This window comes from Pantoea brenneri, from assembly GCF_038594305.1.
GTDB classification, from domain to species: Bacteria; Pseudomonadota; Gammaproteobacteria; order Enterobacterales; family Enterobacteriaceae; genus Pantoea; species Pantoea brenneri.
Genome location: NZ_JBCGBG010000008.1, coordinates 59,655 through 76,803 on the forward strand (window position 1 = coordinate 59,655; position 17,149 = coordinate 76,803).

At 57.4% G+C, this 17,149-nt stretch carries 17 protein-coding genes; 14 read left to right on the forward strand and 3 right to left on the reverse strand.

Going from position 1 to position 17,149, the window contains the following annotated elements; genetic code table 11:
- Window positions 1-422: 422 nt before the first annotated feature.
- Entirely contained in the window at window positions 423-1,433 is a 1,011-nt protein-coding gene (locus AABB92_RS20710) for a LacI family DNA-binding transcriptional regulator (protein ID WP_031377955.1), read from the reverse strand.
- Between the two features lie 109 nt (window positions 1,434-1,542).
- On the opposite strand from AABB92_RS20710, the gene AABB92_RS20715 reads away from it, so the two are divergent.
- The 5 genes from AABB92_RS20715 (at window position 1,543) to AABB92_RS20735 (ending at window position 4,858) form a co-directional block, all read left to right on the forward strand.
- Window positions 1,543-2,556 (forward strand): Gfo/Idh/MocA family oxidoreductase, encoded by a 1,014-nt coding sequence (locus AABB92_RS20715; protein ID WP_031377954.1) that lies wholly within the window; start codon window positions 1,543-1,545, stop codon window positions 2,554-2,556.
- Between the two features lie 231 nt (window positions 2,557-2,787).
- Window positions 2,788-3,015 carry a hypothetical protein gene (locus tag AABB92_RS20720; protein ID WP_046289398.1) on the forward strand — a complete coding sequence of 76 codons (228 nt, stop codon included), beginning with the start codon at window positions 2,788-2,790 and terminating at the stop codon, window positions 3,013-3,015.
- Window positions 3,012-3,548, forward strand: a complete 537-nt coding sequence (locus tag AABB92_RS20725; RefSeq protein WP_031377952.1) for a tetratricopeptide repeat protein — start codon at window positions 3,012-3,014, stop codon at window positions 3,546-3,548. Before AABB92_RS20720 ends, AABB92_RS20725 begins: the two co-directional genes overlap by 4 nt.
- 57 nt (window positions 3,549-3,605) lie before the next feature.
- On the forward strand, window positions 3,606-4,082 hold the full coding sequence (locus AABB92_RS20730) for a sigma-70 family RNA polymerase sigma factor (protein ID WP_181956060.1): 477 nt from the start codon (window positions 3,606-3,608) through the stop codon (window positions 4,080-4,082).
- The gene (locus AABB92_RS20735) at window positions 4,079-4,858 is read left to right on the forward strand and encodes an anti-sigma factor family protein (protein ID WP_046289400.1); all 780 of its coding nucleotides are present in this window, start codon (window positions 4,079-4,081) and stop codon (window positions 4,856-4,858) included. Before AABB92_RS20730 ends, AABB92_RS20735 begins: the two co-directional genes overlap by 4 nt.
- A gap of 17 nt (window positions 4,859-4,875) precedes the next feature.
- Here AABB92_RS20735 and AABB92_RS20740 read toward each other — a convergent pair whose 3' ends face one another.
- Window positions 4,876-5,454 (reverse strand): YceI family protein, encoded by a 579-nt coding sequence (locus AABB92_RS20740; protein WP_031377951.1) that lies wholly within the window; start codon window positions 5,452-5,454, stop codon window positions 4,876-4,878.
- Between the two features lie 777 nt (window positions 5,455-6,231).
- On the opposite strand from AABB92_RS20740, the gene arnB reads away from it, so the two are divergent.
- From arnB to AABB92_RS20780, 8 genes are all read left to right on the forward strand, one after another.
- Window positions 6,232-7,377: a UDP-4-amino-4-deoxy-L-arabinose aminotransferase gene (gene arnB, locus AABB92_RS20745; protein WP_031377950.1), complete on the forward strand. Its 1,146-nt coding sequence runs from the start codon at window positions 6,232-6,234 to the stop codon at window positions 7,375-7,377.
- On the forward strand, window positions 7,370-8,365 hold the full coding sequence (arnC, locus tag AABB92_RS20750; RefSeq protein ID WP_031377949.1) for an undecaprenyl-phosphate 4-deoxy-4-formamido-L-arabinose transferase: 996 nt from the start codon (window positions 7,370-7,372) through the stop codon (window positions 8,363-8,365). The genes arnB and arnC overlap by 8 nt, the downstream gene beginning before the upstream one ends.
- A complete protein-coding gene (arnA, locus tag AABB92_RS20755) occupies window positions 8,362-10,344 on the forward strand; it encodes a bifunctional UDP-4-amino-4-deoxy-L-arabinose formyltransferase/UDP-glucuronic acid oxidase ArnA (protein ID WP_046289401.1) in 1,983 nt (660 codons plus the stop codon). Before arnC ends, arnA begins: the two co-directional genes overlap by 4 nt.
- Window positions 10,341-11,258 carry a 4-deoxy-4-formamido-L-arabinose-phosphoundecaprenol deformylase gene (gene arnD / locus AABB92_RS20760; RefSeq protein ID WP_031377948.1) on the forward strand — a complete coding sequence of 306 codons (918 nt, stop codon included), beginning with the start codon at window positions 10,341-10,343 and terminating at the stop codon, window positions 11,256-11,258. The genes arnA and arnD overlap by 4 nt, the downstream gene beginning before the upstream one ends.
- Entirely contained in the window at window positions 11,249-12,910 is a 1,662-nt protein-coding gene (arnT, locus tag AABB92_RS20765; RefSeq protein WP_046289402.1) for a lipid IV(A) 4-amino-4-deoxy-L-arabinosyltransferase, read from the forward strand. The genes arnD and arnT overlap by 10 nt, the downstream gene beginning before the upstream one ends.
- Window positions 12,910-13,233, forward strand: a complete 324-nt coding sequence (gene arnE / locus AABB92_RS20770; protein WP_046289403.1) for a 4-amino-4-deoxy-L-arabinose-phosphoundecaprenol flippase subunit ArnE — start codon at window positions 12,910-12,912, stop codon at window positions 13,231-13,233. The genes arnT and arnE overlap by 1 nt, the downstream gene beginning before the upstream one ends.
- Window positions 13,230-13,598, forward strand: coding sequence for a 4-amino-4-deoxy-L-arabinose-phosphoundecaprenol flippase subunit ArnF (arnF, locus tag AABB92_RS20775; protein ID WP_046289404.1), 369 nt, complete (start codon window positions 13,230-13,232; stop codon window positions 13,596-13,598). Before arnE ends, arnF begins: the two co-directional genes overlap by 4 nt.
- A 355-nt stretch (window positions 13,599-13,953) precedes the next feature.
- Window positions 13,954-15,483: a Fic family protein gene (locus AABB92_RS20780; RefSeq protein WP_031377947.1), complete on the forward strand. Its 1,530-nt coding sequence runs from the start codon at window positions 13,954-13,956 to the stop codon at window positions 15,481-15,483.
- Window positions 15,484-15,515: 32 nt separating this feature from the next.
- Here the strand turns inward: AABB92_RS20780 and AABB92_RS20785 are convergent, their stop codons facing one another.
- Window positions 15,516-16,460 (reverse strand): LysR family transcriptional regulator, encoded by a 945-nt coding sequence (locus tag AABB92_RS20785; protein ID WP_031377946.1) that lies wholly within the window; start codon window positions 16,458-16,460, stop codon window positions 15,516-15,518.
- A 94-nt stretch (window positions 16,461-16,554) separates the two neighbouring features.
- On the opposite strand from AABB92_RS20785, the gene AABB92_RS20790 reads away from it, so the two are divergent.
- Window positions 16,555-17,043, forward strand: coding sequence for a GNAT family N-acetyltransferase (locus tag AABB92_RS20790; RefSeq protein WP_031377945.1), 489 nt, complete (start codon window positions 16,555-16,557; stop codon window positions 17,041-17,043).
- The last annotated feature ends 106 nt before the right edge of the window (window positions 17,044-17,149 follow it).

The following is a 17,149-nucleotide window of genomic DNA, read 5'->3' on the forward strand; positions in this document are numbered from 1 at the left end:
CATTATCAGACATCTCAAGCCAGGATAAAGTTGATATAAATCGTCATAGTGATCGGGTCTGGTTGTTTATTAATCAGTGCTATTTAGGTTAAATAAAATTAATACTTAAGTGTGTTCTACTACTGAATGCTATTTATCTGTAATTAAAGGGTATTTTCTTTTTCGGGTAAATATTCCTGGTTTTATTATTAACCTGATTTCAACAAACCCTAAATAACCAGACAACGGCTGGTCCAGAAATAAAATGGAAAAATAAAATAAGTTTGACCGGGAGGATATGATGACCCGTAGTGCGCGTGCTGGAAGGCGCAGCCGCAAACCCTAAAGGGTAAAGTGGTGACATAAATGGCTCATCCGCTAATCCCGCAGCTGGTTTGAAGCTGGCGTGCAGGGTGGGAGGGCAGGCATTGATAGCCTGTTGCTTAAACACTATTTTCAGAGGTGTAAATGACGAACTCAACTTTTCCGGCAGCGTAGGTGTCGGGCTTTTCTCCCTGTTCCAGATAGTTCAGCATCAGTTGCAGTGCCAGCTGCGCATGTTGCCGGGTGTTCTGGTCCAGCGTCAGGGCAAGACTTTGCTGCGCCAGCAGCGTGCGGGTAGTGGAATAGAGCTCATGGGCGATCCACACGCACTGATTCAGGCGGCGATGGCGCGCCAGCGCCTGGCCTATTTCGGTATTTCCCAGTCCCGTATTGTAAATACCCAGCAGATTGCCGCCGCAGATCAGCTGTTTTTCCAGCAGTTTGCTGATGACATCGCGATTTTCCTCAGCCGCCAGCTCCTCCCGCAAATGAAGATGCGGAAAACGCGCGCTCAGCACATCCCGAAAGCCGTCGATCCGCTCCCGGTGCGCGGTGTAATCCATCCGTCCACTGACCATCAGTACCTCACCCGGCTGTTGCAGCATTTTGCCCATCAGTTGACCGGCGGTGCGTCCTGCTTTTCGCTGATCTATGCTGACGTGACAGAGCCGGGCCGCGTCAGGCAGATCGGTCACCAGCGTGATAACCGGCACGCCACGCGCCTCACAGTGCGCCAGCGCAGCGTAAATCGCCGGATGTGCCTGCGCAAACACCATCAGGCCGTCCCGCGTTTCACTGCCAGCCATAATGCGCTGTGCCAGTCGCTCATGCTGCGCTTCAGGCACAAAGGTACGGTGCAGCGTCAGCCGCTGATAGCCCGGATGCATTGCCGCTTCAATCAAATCCTGCGCCAGCTGGCGGAAGAAAAAGGCATCGTTGCTGCTGATTAACACCTCAATCTGCCACGGCTGGCGATGCTCTTGCGGCAAAATGCGTTTCAGACCGCTGTCACGCGCGGCCTGCAGGACTTTACGCACCGTCTGGGGTGACACGCCACCGCGCTCATTGAGCACCCGATCCACGGTCGCCAGACCGACACCCGCACGCCGGGCGATCTCTTTCAGTGACATTCTTTTCTCCCCTGAGGTAAAGACCTCAACAACGCGATGTCACCAGTGTAACCAGCAAGGCTAAGCTGCAAACGGCGCTTTCCACTGGACTATGATGGAGTTCAAATAAATGAATAAAAAGCAACGTGTTGCCCTGCTGGGCTGTGGATTTATAGGCGAAGTGCATGCCGTCAATCTGCAGGCGCATCCGGCCACAGAACTGGTCTCGGTAACCGATACCGATAGCGCACGCGCCGCTGCATTTGCTGCGCGTTTTGCTGCTCACGCCGCGCCAGTCAGCCAGGTAATGAACGATGACAGTATCGATATGGTGCTCATCGCCAGTGCGACACCGACCCATGCCGATCTGCTGGTGGCGGCGGCGCGTGCCGGCAAAGCGATCTACTGTGAGAAACCTATCGATCTGTCTCTGGAGCGCGCGCGCCGGGTGGTGGCTCAGGTGTTGCTCTGTAATGTGCCGGTAACGGTCGGATTCAATCGCCGTTTCGACATCAGCCACCAGCAGCTTAAACAGCAGCTCCGGCAGGGCAGAGTCGGGCCAGCTGAGTTGATTCAGATGGTCTGCCGTTCTTCAGAGATGCCGCCGCTGGCCTATCTGCAGGCGTCCGGGGGACAGATGCGTGACCAGGCGATCCATTTTTTTGATCTGCTACGCTGGCTGACCGATGACGAAGTGACGGAAGTGGCCGCCATGGGGGCGGCGCTGGCGCTGCCGGCCATCAGCGATTTTGCAGACGTAGACACCAGCACGCTGCTGCTGCGGCTGCAACGTGGCGGGCTGGCGCAACTGGATAACGCCCGCCGCACCGGCTACGGCTACGACGAGCGGATCAGCGTGATGGGGCCGCTTGGTATGCTGGAGTCCCGCAGTCAGCAGCAGCAGGGCGTGACCTGCTATCAGCGCGAGCAGATCCAGCAGCCCGGGCTGCTGCCTGACTGGCTCAGCCGGGTAAAGGCGACCTGGTATGCGCAACTGGATGCGTTTGTCCGTTCGCTGAATGGCGAGTCGGTTGCCGATCTGCCTGGGCTGGAAGATGGTCTGCAAGCCCAGGCGATTGCTGAGGCGGCGGTGATTTCGCTGGCCGAACATCGCTTCTGTCCGGTTGAAAAAGTCTCGCTGTAATTCGGACCGGCAGGACGATCTGCCTGCCGGTCACTGATGCGCTGTTGAGTTTGCCGTCTGCCGCCATCGCGGCTTGAGCGTGGTAACAGCTTCCGCCCGCGCTGCTGATTATCCCGTGCCTGGCATGCGCCTGACTCGCTGCCGCCCTCCACCGCAGTGACAAAAAAATTATCGAATAGAAACCGGCGGTGAAGTGTTTACTGCTCAGTGAACCTTTTCAGGACAACGACGATGCCCTCTGTTCGTTTCTTCCCGGCCCGACAGGTCTCTTTTTCCATGTTGACGGCCGCGCGTGGCACTGCGCTTCGCCGGGCGCTGCCTGAGCACGACAGCCGGCAACGTGAAATCGTTCAGACGCTGAAGGCCCGCCTGCGCTGGCCGCGCACCGTCAATATTTTCACCCTCGCGACAGAGTACTGCCTCGTCGTGCTAACTCAGCGATTCAAGGATCAATCATGAAAAAGTGCTATGGCGTCCGCCTGTTTGCCGTTCCCGTACTGCTGCTCACCCTGCACGCGCCGCTGAGTATGGCGATGGGCGATAATGACAGTGATACAAAGGTGCCGGACTGCCCCAAAGGGCAGGTTTATAACGGTAAAACCAAAGCCTGCGTGCCGGAAAAGACCAGCATGCTCAGCGATGAGGATAAAACGCGCTACGCCTACCATCTGGCGAAAAAAGGCGAATATCAGGCGGCACTGAACCTGCTGGATACGCTGAAAAATCCGGATACGCGCGAGGCGTGGAATTATCGCGGTTATGCCACCCGCAAGCTGGGCCGCACCGATGAAGGGATTGGTTATTACCAGCGCGCCATTGCGATCGATCCGCGTTACGCTAAAGTGCGCGAATATCTTGGTGAAGCCTGGATGATCAAAGGGCGTCCCGATCTGGCGCGCGAGCAGTTAAAAACCATTGCCGGAATTTGCGGTACAGATTGCGAGGAATATCGTGATCTGCAGGCAGCCATCAACGGGCATCCTGAAACCTGATCGGTGGGGGAGAGCAAAATTACTTATAGCGACGTCCGACAGCACCTTGCGGCGCACCTGACGCGCCTCTGGCGTTATGGCTATGTGCTGTCGCACAACCGCGATCTGGCCGAAGAGCTGGTGCAGTCGACCTGCGTGCGCGCGCTGGAGCGGAGCGCGCAGTATACGCCGGGCACCCGCATTGACAGGTGGCTGTTCTCTATTCTGCACTCTATCTGGGTCAGTGATTTGCGCGCGCGTAAAGTCCGGCAGGGACAGGGTTTTGTCGATCCCGATCTGCTGCTGGCTGCCGATACGCACCCCGCAGATGATGATAACCGCCATTTCCGGCGCATCATGCAGCAGGTCAACGCGCTGCCCGAAGCGCAGCGGAATGCCCTGTTCCTGGTTTACGTGGAAGGGCTCTCCTATCAGGAAGCGGCCGATACGGTATCGGTACCGATTGGCACTATTATGAGCCGTCTGGCCGCCGCCCGCGCCACGCTGGCGAAAACAACCACGGCCCCGCCCGTCCCGCAGGAGAAACGGCTATGACCACAGGGAATTTTATGCCGCCGTGGCGCGACGAAGCGATTGTCGCCTGGCTGGATGGTGAGATGAGCCGTCACGATGCGGTGCAGTTTGAACAGGATATCGTGCGTGATCCGCTGCTGGCAGCACGGGTTGAGGAACTGCGTAATGGCAGCATCGATTTTCAGCAGGCTTTTGCACCGTTACTGGAACAGGCGCCGCAGCAAATAATGGCGCAGCGGCTGGCGGCGCTGTCGCCGGCGTCACCCGTGGCTGGCTACAGTCGCCGTGCGCTGATTGCCGCCTCGGTGAGCTTTCTGCTGGTGGGAAGTGGTCTCGGTTTACTGGCCCGCCCGGCGCCTGAAAGCGCCGACGAAAGCCAGAATGTCCGCGATCTTGAGGCGCGCTACATGTCGCTTTACAGTGCGGAAACCCTGGCGGATACGCCGGGCGATCCCGATCTGTTGCAACGTGGCCTGGATCGCACCCGGCTCGATTTGGGCCTGCAGATTACGCAACAGCAGCTGCACCTGCCGCAGGCTGAGCTGAAAATGGTGCGGATGCTGCGCTATGAGCGCACCTCAATTGCGCAGATTGCCTGGCTACACGCCGATTTCGGCCCGCTGGCGCTCTGTATCTCGCCCGAAACGCAGGCAAGCCATGTCGTTCAGCGCGAGCAGCGCCACGGTATGCAGCTCGCCTGGTGGGCAGATCAGCGACATCAGTTTGTACTGATCGGCCGTAATCCACCGCGGCAACTGGCCGCAATCGCCGAAGCATTACGGTCAGCGCTGCGCTGAGGCTGATTGCACAGCGGTTATAACGGGGACTTCGTCTGAGCCGTGATGGTAAGGGCAATCGCCACGCGGTCATCGACTATCCCGACCAGCCGGTCAACCCGGAAGGCGGTGCGGGATATCGCGGTGCTGGCATGCAGCGTCAGCGACTGTGATGAAGACGTGAGCGGCTGGCCACTCTCCAGTGTCGCCAGCATCACCACCGGACGGCTGACATCTTTCACCGTCAGGACGCCAAAGATTCGGTATTCCCCCGCTCCCAGCGCGGTAACCCGGCTGCTGACGAAGCGAATCCCCGGGTAATGCTGCGCATCAAAGAACATGTCACTTTTTAGCTGCCAGGTTAATAACGTATTTGAGGCGACCAGCGTATCGACTGGAATATTCACCTCAACACGATCGTCCCTGTCCTGATCGGGGTTCAGCGTCACGGTACCGGTCACGCCTTCAAGATGCGCCTGTGAAAAGCTGTGGCCAAAGGCACGCCACGACAGCCCGATGGCAGTTTTATCGGTGGCGATGGCGTAGGTGATTGGCGCGGCGTGAAGCGACGCGCTTAAGAAACAGCTCAGGCTTAACAGACAGGCGGTGCGGATCATCAGATGGCTCTCTTTATACGTGCAGGTAAGGTGTTAACGTCTGTCGGGCTGTATGTATTCATTTTATCGCACGGCCAGCTTTACTATCGCCTGAATAACACCGGCCAGTAGCGCGAATAGCGTTATTGCCCGGCACCGCGCCTGACCGCCATCAGCATATTTTCGCAACTGCAACCGCTGGCCTGCAGGGGAATAGCCGGGTGCTAACAACATCGATCTCCACGCACGGTTAACAGGTGAGTACAGTGCGTGCGTAAACCGGCATGGCTAATATTAAGAAAACCTTAAGCTGATAACATTTCTTCTCAAATTATTCTTCCGTGCGAGTCACAGCGATTTTAATTCATTTTTTCGTGCCGGAACCGTTTTTATCATTATGAAAATAAACGCTTTTTAATCGATTTCTGGTCATTAATTCAATTTTATGATAAAGCCATTAACTCTCCTGATATTCATCGATTATAAACGTATTGTCAATAAAGTGGAGAGAGTGGCAATCGACATGATTATTAATATTAAATAACTGAACTTTTCCAGAAATGATTAAATGAAACTGTTTTTATTTTATTGGATTTAACCCACTTCATTTAATGTTTAGTTAACTTTTGTGCGTTAGCGTGTATCACCAGTCTGATATTTTTAATTTATTAAGAAGATCAACGTGCTCTGTTTTGAAAGGGTGTCGGCGGGAGATTCGCTATTTCCTCGCTATTACTGGCGTTGCGCATGATTAACCGTGCGTGCCTGTTTATTGTGTAGAACTGCAGGAGCTTCACCATGGCATTTTTGCCTTTTTCACGCCCCGCGTTTGGCGATGAGGAACTGGCCGCCGTAAAAGCGGTTTTTGACTCCGGCTGGATAACCACCGGCGCGAAATGCGCCGAACTGGAGCAGGCATTTATTCAGCTGACCGGCAATCAGCATGCAATCGCCGTCAGTTCGGCGACGGCGGGGATGCACGTCACGCTGATGGCCCTCGGCATTCAGCCGGGCGATGAGGTGATTACCCCGTCGATGACCTGGGTTTCCACCCTCAATCTGATCACCCTGCTTGGGGCAACGCCGGTGATGATTGATGTGGACCCGGATCATCTGATGGTGATGCCCGGGCAGATTGCCCGCGCCATCACGCCGCGCACCCGCGCCATTATACCGGTGCACTACGCCGGTGTGCCGGTGGATCTGGAGCCGATTTATCAGCTGGCGCGCCAGCACGGCATTGCGGTGATCGAAGACGCCGCCCATGCGGTCGGTACCACTTATCATGGCCAGCATGTCGGGCATCAGGGCACCGCGATTTTTTCCTTTCATGCGATTAAAAATATCACCTGCGCGGAGGGCGGCCTGGTGGTGACGGATGACGCCGCGCTGGCCGATCGGATCCGCAGCCTGAAGTTTCACGGTCTGGCGGTTGATGCCTTCGACCGCCAGACTCACGGCCGCCAGCCGCAGGCTGAAGTGATGATGCCGGGCTTTAAATACAACCTGCCTGACATCAGCGCCGCGATAGCGCTGGTGCAGTTAAAAAAACTGCCGGGTTTTATCGCGCGCCGCAGTGAGATTGCCCGGCGCTATCTGGATGCCCTGCAAACGCTGCCGTTCACGCCACTGTCGCTGCCCGACTGGCCGCATCAGCATGCGTGGCATCTGTTTATTCTGCGCATCGATGAGTCGCGCTGCGGACTGTCACGCGATGCGTTTATGCAGGCGCTGAAAGCGCGGGAGATAGGATCGGGACTGCATTTCCGCGCTGCCCATACCCACAAATATTACCGTGAGCACTACCCGCAGCTGCGTTTGCCTGCCAGTGAACGCAACAGCCAGCAAATGTGTTCGATCCCGCTGTTCCCCGGCATGACCGATCAGGATGTGGAACGGGTGATCGCGGCGTTGCATGACATTGCGGGAGCCTGTAATGCGTGACGTAAAACCCATCAACCTGCTGTCCGTGGTTATCCCGGTCTACAACGAGCAGGAGAGCCTGCCTGAACTGATTCGCCGCACCCGCGCAGCCTGCGATCCGCTGGAACTGGAGTATGAAATCCTGCTGGTCGATGACGGCAGCAGCGATCGCTCAGCAGAGGTCATTGAACAGGCGGCAGCCCTTCCGGATAGCCCGGTGATTGGGGTGCTGCTCAACCGTAATTATGGTCAGCACTCCGCCATCATGGCGGGCTTCAGCCACGTCCGCGGCGACGTCATTGTCACGCTTGATGCCGATCTGCAAAATCCGCCGGAAGAGATCCCGCGGCTGGTTGACGCCGCCCGTCAGGGTTATGACGTGGTCGGGACCGTGCGGCAACAGCGGCAGGATAGCTGGTTCCGTCGTCAGGCCTCCCGCACCCTCAATCGGCTGATCCAGCGGGTGACCGGCCAGGCGATGGGCGATTACGGCTGCATGTTACGCGCCTACCGTCGTCATATTGTCGATGCGATGCTCAACTGCCACGAACGCAGCACCTTTATTCCGATACTGGCGAATACCTTTGCCCGCCACACCATTGAGCTGCCGGTCATCCACGCCGAACGGGCGTTTGGCGACTCGAAATACAGCTTCATGCGGCTGATCAACCTGATGTATGACCTGGTGACCTGCCTGACCACCACGCCACTGCGCTTGCTCAGCGTGGTCGGCAGCCTGATTGCGCTGACCGGCTTCGCCTTTTCCCTGGTGTTAATTGTGCTGCGGCTGTTCTTTGGTGCCGCCTGGGCGGGCGACGGCGTTTTCGTGTTGTTCGCCGTGCTGTTCATGTTCATCGGCGCGCAGTTCGTCGGTATGGGCCTGCTCGGTGAGTATATCGGGCGTATTTATAACGATGTTCGGGCGCGTCCGCGCTATTTCGTTCAACGGGTTGTTAAGGCTCCGCAAGCGCCTTCAGTACAGCCATCAGTACAGGAAAGTTCACTATGAAGACCCTCGTTTTTGCCTACCACGACATGGGCTGTGTTGGTATCACGGCGTTGCTGAATGCTGGCTATGAGATCGCCGCCATTTTTACCCACAACGATGAGGCGACCGAAAATCACTTTTTCGGATCGGTGGCGCGGCTGGCGGCTGAGCATGGTATCCCGGTCTATGCCCCGGACGAGGCGAACCATCCGATCTGGCTTGACCGCATCCGCACTCTGGCACCCGACATGATTTTTTCGTTCTACTACCGGCATCTGCTGAGCGACGAGATTTTGCAGTGCGCCCGTCATGGCGCGTTTAATCTGCACGGTTCGCTGCTGCCAAAATATCGGGGCCGGGCACCGCTCAACTGGGCGTTGATCAATGGCGAGCGCGAGACCGGCGTCACCCTGCACCGGATGGTGAAACGGGCCGATGCCGGTAATATCCTGGCGCAGCAGCGGGTGGCGATTGAGGATCAGGACACGGCGCTGACCCTGCACCGCAAACTGTCGGCGGCGGCGGAACAGCTGCTGAACGATCTGCTGCCCGATCTGCGTCACGGGCAAATCAGCGAATGGCCGCAGGAGGAGAGCCAGGCTAGCCGGGTTGGACGGCGCACCGCCGAAGATGGCCGCATCGACTGGCATCAGCCGGCGCAGGCGATTCACAATCTGGTCAGGGCAGTCACCGATCCCTGGCCGGGCGCCTTCGCCTTTGCCGGCTCGGTAAAATTTATCGTCTGGAAGAGCCGGGTTCATCCGCAACAACACCACGCCAGGCCGGGCACGGTGCTGTCGAAACACCCTTTTCTGATCGCCTGTGGTGACGGCGCGCTGGAGATCCAGACCGGGCAGTCTGAGCATGGCGTCTACATGAACGGCAGCCAGCTGGCGCAAAGCTTAGGGATGGTGCCGGGCGCGCTGCTCTACTCGCAACCGCAGTCGGTACTGCAGCGCCGTACCCGGGTGTTGATCCTCGGCGTAAACGGCTTTATCGGTAACCACCTCACCGAACGGCTATTACAGGATGACCACTTTGAGGTTTATGGACTGGATATCAGTTCCGATGCCATCAGCCGTTTTCTCGATCATCCACACTTTCACTTTGTCGAGGGGGATATCGCTATCCATTCCGAGTGGATTGAGTACCACATTAAGAAATGTGACGTCATTCTGCCGCTGGTGGCGATTGCGACACCGATCGAATACACCCGTAATCCGCTGCGGGTGTTTGAGCTGGATTTCGAGGAGAACCTCAAAATCATCCGCGACTGCGTGAAGTATCAAAAGCGCATCATCTTCCCCTCTACCTCGGAGGTGTACGGCATGTGTACCGACGCCAGCTTTGATGAGGATTGCTCCAATCTGGTGGTCGGACCGATTAACAAGCAGCGCTGGATCTATTCGGTATCAAAACAGCTGCTGGATCGGGTGATCTGGGCCTACGGCGAGAAAGAAGGGCTGCGATTCACCCTGTTCCGTCCGTTCAACTGGATGGGACCGCGGCTGGATAACCTCAATGCGGCGCGCATCGGCAGTTCACGCGCCATCACCCAGTTGATCCTCAACCTGGTCGAGGGTTCTCCGATCAAGCTGATAGATGGCGGCAGGCAGAAGCGTTGCTTTACCGACATTCAGGATGGGGTGGAAGCGCTGTTCCGGATTATCGAAAACAAGCAGCAGAACTGTGATGGACAAATCATCAACATTGGCAACCCGGATAACGAAGCCAGCATTAAAGAGCTGGCAGAGCAGCTGCTGGCCAGCTTCGAACGTCATCCATTGCGTCACCAGTTCCCGCCGTTTGCCGGTTTCCGTGAGGTGGAGAGCAGCAGCTACTACGGCAAAGGCTATCAGGATGTCGAGCACCGCAAACCGGCGATCCGCAACGCGCGCCGGCTGCTGGGCTGGACGCCGACCGTGACGATGGATACCACCATCGATAATACGCTCGACTTCTTCCTGCGAACCCTTGAGCAGCAGGCTGATCATCGATGAAAAGGATCGGTCTGCGGATTGACGTGGATACCTGGCGCGGCACGCAGCAGGGCGTACCGGCGCTGCTGGCGCTGTTCAGGCAGCACGCCATACGCGCCAGTTTTTTCTTCAGTGTCGGACCCGACAACATGGGACGCCATCTGTGGCGTCTGATTAAGCCGGCTTTTCTGTGGAAAATGATGCGTTCGCGCGCCGCCTCGCTGTACGGCTGGGACATCCTGCTGGCCGGCACCGCCTGGCCGGGCAAGCCGATTGGGCGCGGCCTGAGTCGCATTATGCAGGAGACGGCCCGGCAGCATGAGGTCGGACTGCACGCCTGGGATCATTTTGCCTGGCAAACCTGGGCCGGTGTCTGGCCGGAAGAGAAACTGATTGAGCAGATAGCCCGCGGCAACCAGACGCTGAGCGAGATCCTGGGTCAGCCCATCAGCTGCTCGGCCGCCGCAGGCTGGCGCGCCGATGGGCGGGTGATGGCTGCTAAACAGAACTTTGGCTTTCACTACAACAGCGACTGCCGTGGCAGCGGCCCGTTCCTGCCGATACTGCCTGACGGGCAGCCCGGCACGGTACAGATACCGGTCACGCTGCCCACCTGGGATGAAGTGGTGGGCCGACAGGTCAGTGCGAACGGTTTCAATGGCTATATCCTCGAGCAGATGCTCTCCGCCGGGGAAACGCCGGTTTACACCATTCATGCCGAGGTGGAAGGCATTGTCGGCTATCAGGACTTTGCCACGCTGCTGACGTGGGCGGGCCGCAACGGCATTGAGTTTTGCCCGTTAAGCGCGCTGTTGCCTGCCGATCTCTCAACCCTGCCGCGCGGCAAAGTGGTGAGAGGCGAAATTGCCGGGCGGGAAGGGTGGCTGGGCTATCAGAAACTGATTGATGAGGTGAAAGAGCCCCGATGCGGATAACCAGCAAATGGCTGCTTTTTTTCGGTTTTTTTGCCCTGTATTACCTGATCCCGCCGATGTTTCGCGATCTCTGGCAGCCGGATGAAACCCGCTATGCTGAGATCAGCCGCGAGATGCTGGCGACCGGTGACTGGGTGGTACCGCATTTTTTCGGCCTGCGCTATTTTGAAAAGCCGGTGGCGGGCTATTGGGTCAACACGCTGTGCCAGTGGCTGTTTGGTCACACTCTTTTTGGCGTGCGGGCCGGATCGATAATCACTACCACGCTGACCGCCGCGCTTATTTACTGGCTGGGCAAACGGCTGTTTGATTCACGGCGTACGGCAGCGGTGGGCGCGGTGATTTTCCTCAGCTCTCTGCTGGTTTACGGCATCGGTACCTATGCGGTGCTCGATCCGATGCTGATGCTGTGGCTGGCGGCTGCGATGTGCAGCTACTGGCTGGCAACCCAATCTGACGCGCGCACCACCCGGGTCGGTGGCTACCTGCTGCTCGGCCTCGCCTGCGGTATGGGATTCATGACCAAAGGATTTCTGGCGCTGGCGGTGCCGGTGCTGGCGATTCTGCCGTGGGCGGTCTGGCGTCGGCGGGTCACTGAACTGCTGTTCTATGGTCCGCTGGCGGTGCTGGCGGCTGCCGCGATTAGCGCACCCTGGGCGCTGGCGATCTGGCATCAGGCGCCCGATTTCTGGCACTACTTCTTCTGGGTTGAGCATATTCAGCGTTTTGCCGAACCGAATGCGCAACACAAAGCGCCATTCTGGTATTACCTGCCGGTTTTACTGCTGGGGACGTTACCCTGGCTGGGACTGCTGCCCGGTGCGCTGATGACGGGCTGGCGCGAAGGTCAGTATCAGGCTGCCGCACGTTATCTGCTGAGCTGGACGGTGATGCCGCTGCTGTTTTTTAGCCTGGCAAAAGGCAAACTGCCGACCTATATCCTGCCCTGTTTTGTGCCGCTGTCGCTGCTGATGGCGCACTACGGACTACAGACGGCGCAGCGGGCGGGGCGGGCGCTGAAGATCAACGGCTGGCTTAATGCCCTGTATGGCGTGGTGATGCTGGCTGCTTTGCTACTGGTGCTGGCACCGTGGAGCCTGACACACCATCCGCTGTTTGCGCCGGATGAAAACAGCAAGCTGGCGCTGGCGGCGCTGGCGTTCCTCAGCTGGTCGCTGATCGGCCTGTACAGCACCCGTTACGCCAGCCATCGCTGGCAGGCAGCGGCGCTTTGCCCGTTAGTCGTTGCGCTGACGATCGGCCCTGTGATCCCGGATAAAATACGTGACGCCAAACAGCCACAGCATTTTGTGGTGGCAATCAGCGATCGGCTGGCTGGCAGCCGTTATATTCTGGCGGATAATCCGGGCGTCGCCGCGGCGGTTGCCTGGCATCTGCGGCGCAGCGATATCGGTTTTTATGACCAGAAAGGCGAACTGGAATATGGGCTGGGCTATCCGGATGCGCAATCCCGCTTTGTCAGCGAAGCCGCCCTGGGCGGCTGGCTCGCGGCGCATCGCCGTACCGGTAGCGTGTCGTTGCTATTGCTGGTTGACTCGGTGCACAGCGATATCGGAGCGGCGATCCCGGTACCGGATGCGGTTTATCGTCAGGGCAGACTGGTCAGCCTCTATTATGGTCAGACTCCCTGATGGTGCTGCTGATTGTGCTGGTGAGCCTGCTCAGCTGCAGCGCGCAGCTGTGTCAGAAACAGGCCACGCGGGTCAGCGGTTCCCGGCTGGCGGTTTCTGGCTGGCTGGCGGGCAGCGTACTGCTGCTGGGGATCGCCATGATCCTGTGGCTGGCGGTGTTGCAGCGGGTGCCGGTCAGCCAGGCGTATCCGATGCTGAGCCTCAATTTTATCTTTGTTGCGCTGGCGGCGCGCATCATCTGGCGTGAGCGCCTGACGCTGCGCCAGATCGGCGGCACGCTGCTGGTGGTAATTGGGGTGACGCTGATGGGCAGCCAGCTATGAAAGGCTACGGCTGGATAGCGGGCAGCGTGCTGCTGGTGTCAGCGGCCCAACTGATGATGCGCTGGGCAATGCCGCAACTACCCGATCTGTATGGACCGATCTCATCCGGCAATCCGTTTGCCCTGTTGCCGGTTCTGCTGCTGATGGTCGGGCTCGTGGCCTACGGATTGTCGATGTTGTGCTGGCTACGGGCGCTGCACAGTTTTCCGCTCAGCCGGATTTATCCCCTGCTGAGCCTGAGCTATGTGCTGGTGTGGCTGGCGGCTGTCAGCCTGCCATTTTTCCATGAACCTTTTAGCTGGCGCGGGCTGGCAGGTATCGCCGTTATCATTCTCGGGGTAACGTGTCTGGTGCTGGAGGAATAAAACCTTCACCACCCCGGCCACTCGCGTCACCTTACTGTGGTCAGACGGCAACGGACGCATCTGCCGTCTGACCAGGCAATGCTGGCCTTTCGCAGATTATCGGCGGGGAAAGGTTTGCCGGTCCGTTCCCTCTCTACTCTTACGTCCATCCCCATTCCCGGTGGTTACTCTGCTGTCCCGACTGGCGCGGTGATGAAATTGCGCCACGCCTGCCGGTTATCATTTTCACTGCTAATGTGGTTTTGATTACCCTTTTCGCGCGCGCATTCACGTTCTGCAGCTGGCGAAATTATCATTTCCGTGTTAAATCTGCTTTTTATTATCGTTTTTCGTCTTCTGATAAAGGATTTAACCCATGCTGGTCGGTTTTAAAGCGCTGTCTGAACGTTATGCTATTGAACTGGCGCAACCGCTGCGTGTGGCGTCCTTTATCGGCACCGTACGATCCCGCCACGAGAGTCAGGGGCAGATAGAGAACCGCTATCCGCCGAGCTACCGCCCGGAAGACGATATTGCTGGTCACTTCGCCTTTGGTCTCAAATATGAAGAGATCCATCTGGAGTTTTTTGCCCGCCTGTTTGCAGCCATCGGCCCCGAACCGCTGGAGAACTGGTGCCGCCGTGAGCCTTACGGGCAATATGCGCGCCGCGCCGGTTTTTTCTATGAGTGGCTGACCGGCGAGACGCTGGCAGTGCCGGATGTGACCAACGGCGGCTATGTGGATGCGATTTCACCCAAGGCCTACCTGACCCGCACCAGCCTCAAGCGGTCAAAACGCTGGCGCATCAATGACAATCTGCCTGGCAGCGTTGATTTCTGCCCGATAGTGCGTCGGACGGCCGCCACCGAACAGGCGCTGGCTTTTGATCTGCAGAGTGCCCTCGCTGAGCTGGATAATGCGTTTGGTGCCGATATCCTGCTGCGTACCGCCAGCTGGCTGACGTTTAAGGAATCCCGCGCCAGCTTTCTGATAGAGAAAGAGGCCAGCCAGGCCGATCGTATTCAGCGTTTTGCGCACGTCATTGCGCAATATTGCGGCCAGCTTGACGACCCGCTCAGCGATGCCAGTCTGCACACCCTGCAGAAGGGCATTCTCGGTCACGATGCGCTCGGACTGGGGCTGCGCCGCTCGCCGGTATTTGTCGGTCAGGCGACAATACGCGAAGATATCGTCCATTACATTGCGCCGCAGTTTAGCGATGTTCCACGTTTTATGCAGGGCCTGAAAGCCTTCGAGCAGGCAACGCGCGGGGCAGAACCGCTGGCGCGGGCTGGCGTGATCGCTTTTGGTTTTGTCTATATCCATCCGATGCGCGATGGTAATGGCCGCATCCACCGCTTTTTAATCAACGATACGCTGATCCGCGACCATGCCGTGCCGGAGGGCGTTATTCTGCCGGTCTCGGCTACCATCACCAGTTCACTTGATTTCCGCGCTGGCTACGATCGCACGCTGGACGTTTTTTCAAAACGGCTGATGCGGCGCTACGCCGGCAGCTATCGGTTTGCTGAACTGATCACCTATGAAGATGGCACGCTGAGTAACTTTGTTTTCACTGACTATGACGATGCGCGTTTTGCCTGGCGTTATCCCGACCTGACCGAACAGGTGCTGTATACCGCCCGGGTGGTCGAGCATACGGTGCGAACCGAAATGGCAGATGAGGCCAGAGTGCTGGTGATTTTTCAGCGGGCGCAGGAGCGGTTGAAAGAGGTGATTGAGATGCCCGATCAGGACGCCAGCCGCATCATCCGTTCGCTGAAAGAGAATGGCTGGCAGGTTTCCGGCAAACTGAAAAAGGCCTTCCCGCAGCTTGATGATGCTGAAAAAGCCCAGCGGATTATCGCGGCAGTCAGATCGGCGTTTGAAGAGCCGGTGCGCTAGGCGGCAGCGTCTGTGGCAGGGCTATCAGGCCATTAGCCGACCGGCTGGGCTTGCCGGTTAAGCGTCAGATTCTGTCGCTGGATGCTCTGAAAAATATTGTTCTTCAGCCAGTCGGTAGAGGATTTCTTGCCGCTGCGTTGGTGGGAAAAGATTTTTACCGTAAAAGGGGGCGCACGGAAGGGCAATCTGAAGATTCTGACCTGCGCGACCGGCGCAATTTTACCGGCGACAAAGGAGGGAATAGCCATCAGCAATTCACTCTCCGCCACAATGTGCGGAGAACTGAGCATTGACGGGGTTTTGAGCGCGATCCGGCGCGTCAGCCCCAGCCGGGCAAGATGCGTATCCAGCAGCCCTTTTTTTTCATTCCACGGCGTCACCACCAGATGACCAGCGGCCAGATACTCCTCCAGCGTCAGGCTCTGGCGATTGATGTTACCGATCACCACAAATTCATCGCTGAATAAATCCACCTCATCCAGATCCTGATGCCGGACATCATCCGGCTCGCTAAAACTCAACGCCAGGTCAACCTCACCGGCCAGTAATTCTGTCAGCGCCGGGTTGTGCGGCAGGTGGCAGAGTTCGAAATTAACGCCGGGCGCGGTTTTTTCCAGCGCTTTGATCAGTTCCGGAAAGATACAAAAAGCGGTGTAGTCCGTTACGGCAACCCGAAAAGATTGGGTGCTGGTCCGGGGATCAAAGGGTTGTACCGGGCTGAGATGCTGATTGAGCACCGCGAGTGAGGCAGCAATATGCGGTGCCAGCTGGTGCGCAAAGACGCTGGGACACATCTTATGCCCTTCGCGATAGAACAGCGGATCTTTCAGGAATTCACGCAGGCGGGTTAACGCATGACTTAACGCAGAAGTACTCATAGAGAGTTCAACCGCAGCCAGCCTGACAGAGCGGTGGCGGTAGACGGCATCGAAAACAGGCAGAAGATTGAGATCGAGACGTCTCAGCACATGATGCATGAAATTCACCTGTAATTGATTTTATTGCACTTAATTCATTAAAGAATAGCGATTATCCTTACGGGCATCAAACAGTACTGATCAGAGAATATTTATGAGCGTGATTATTCGCCAGGCCAGCCCGGAAGATACGGATGCCCTCTATAACATGATCAACGGCTTATCCGTATACAGCGAAGCCCCCCTGCAGGCGATACCGGACGCTGACGAAATCAGACACGCCCTGTTTGGAGCTGACAGCACAGCAGAAGCCTACATCTGTGAAATTGAGGGGGTGATTGCAGGTTACTGCGTCATTTCGATGAGCTTTTCAACCTGGATTGGCCGCCAGAGCCTGAATATGGAAGACCTCTACTTTACGCCTGATTATCGCGGCAGAGGTGCGGGCAAAGCGATGCTCCATTACGTTGCTCAGCTGGCAGTCAGCCGGCAATGCAGCCGGATTGAGTGGAATGTGCTGGACTGGGATAAATCCGCGAAAGATTTTTATCAGAGTATTGATGCACTTCCGCTGAGTGAATGGGTGCGCTACCGGCTGGATGGCCCGGCGCTGGCGCGATTTGCCTCACGTGAACTCAACTGAACCAATTTGTAAAAACCGGCCGGCCCGTCCCGTGGCAGGATGATCTCAGCCGCCTCATCCTGAGGGCGGGAAAAGTACTGCGCACCTCGTGTTCGCGCGGAATGGG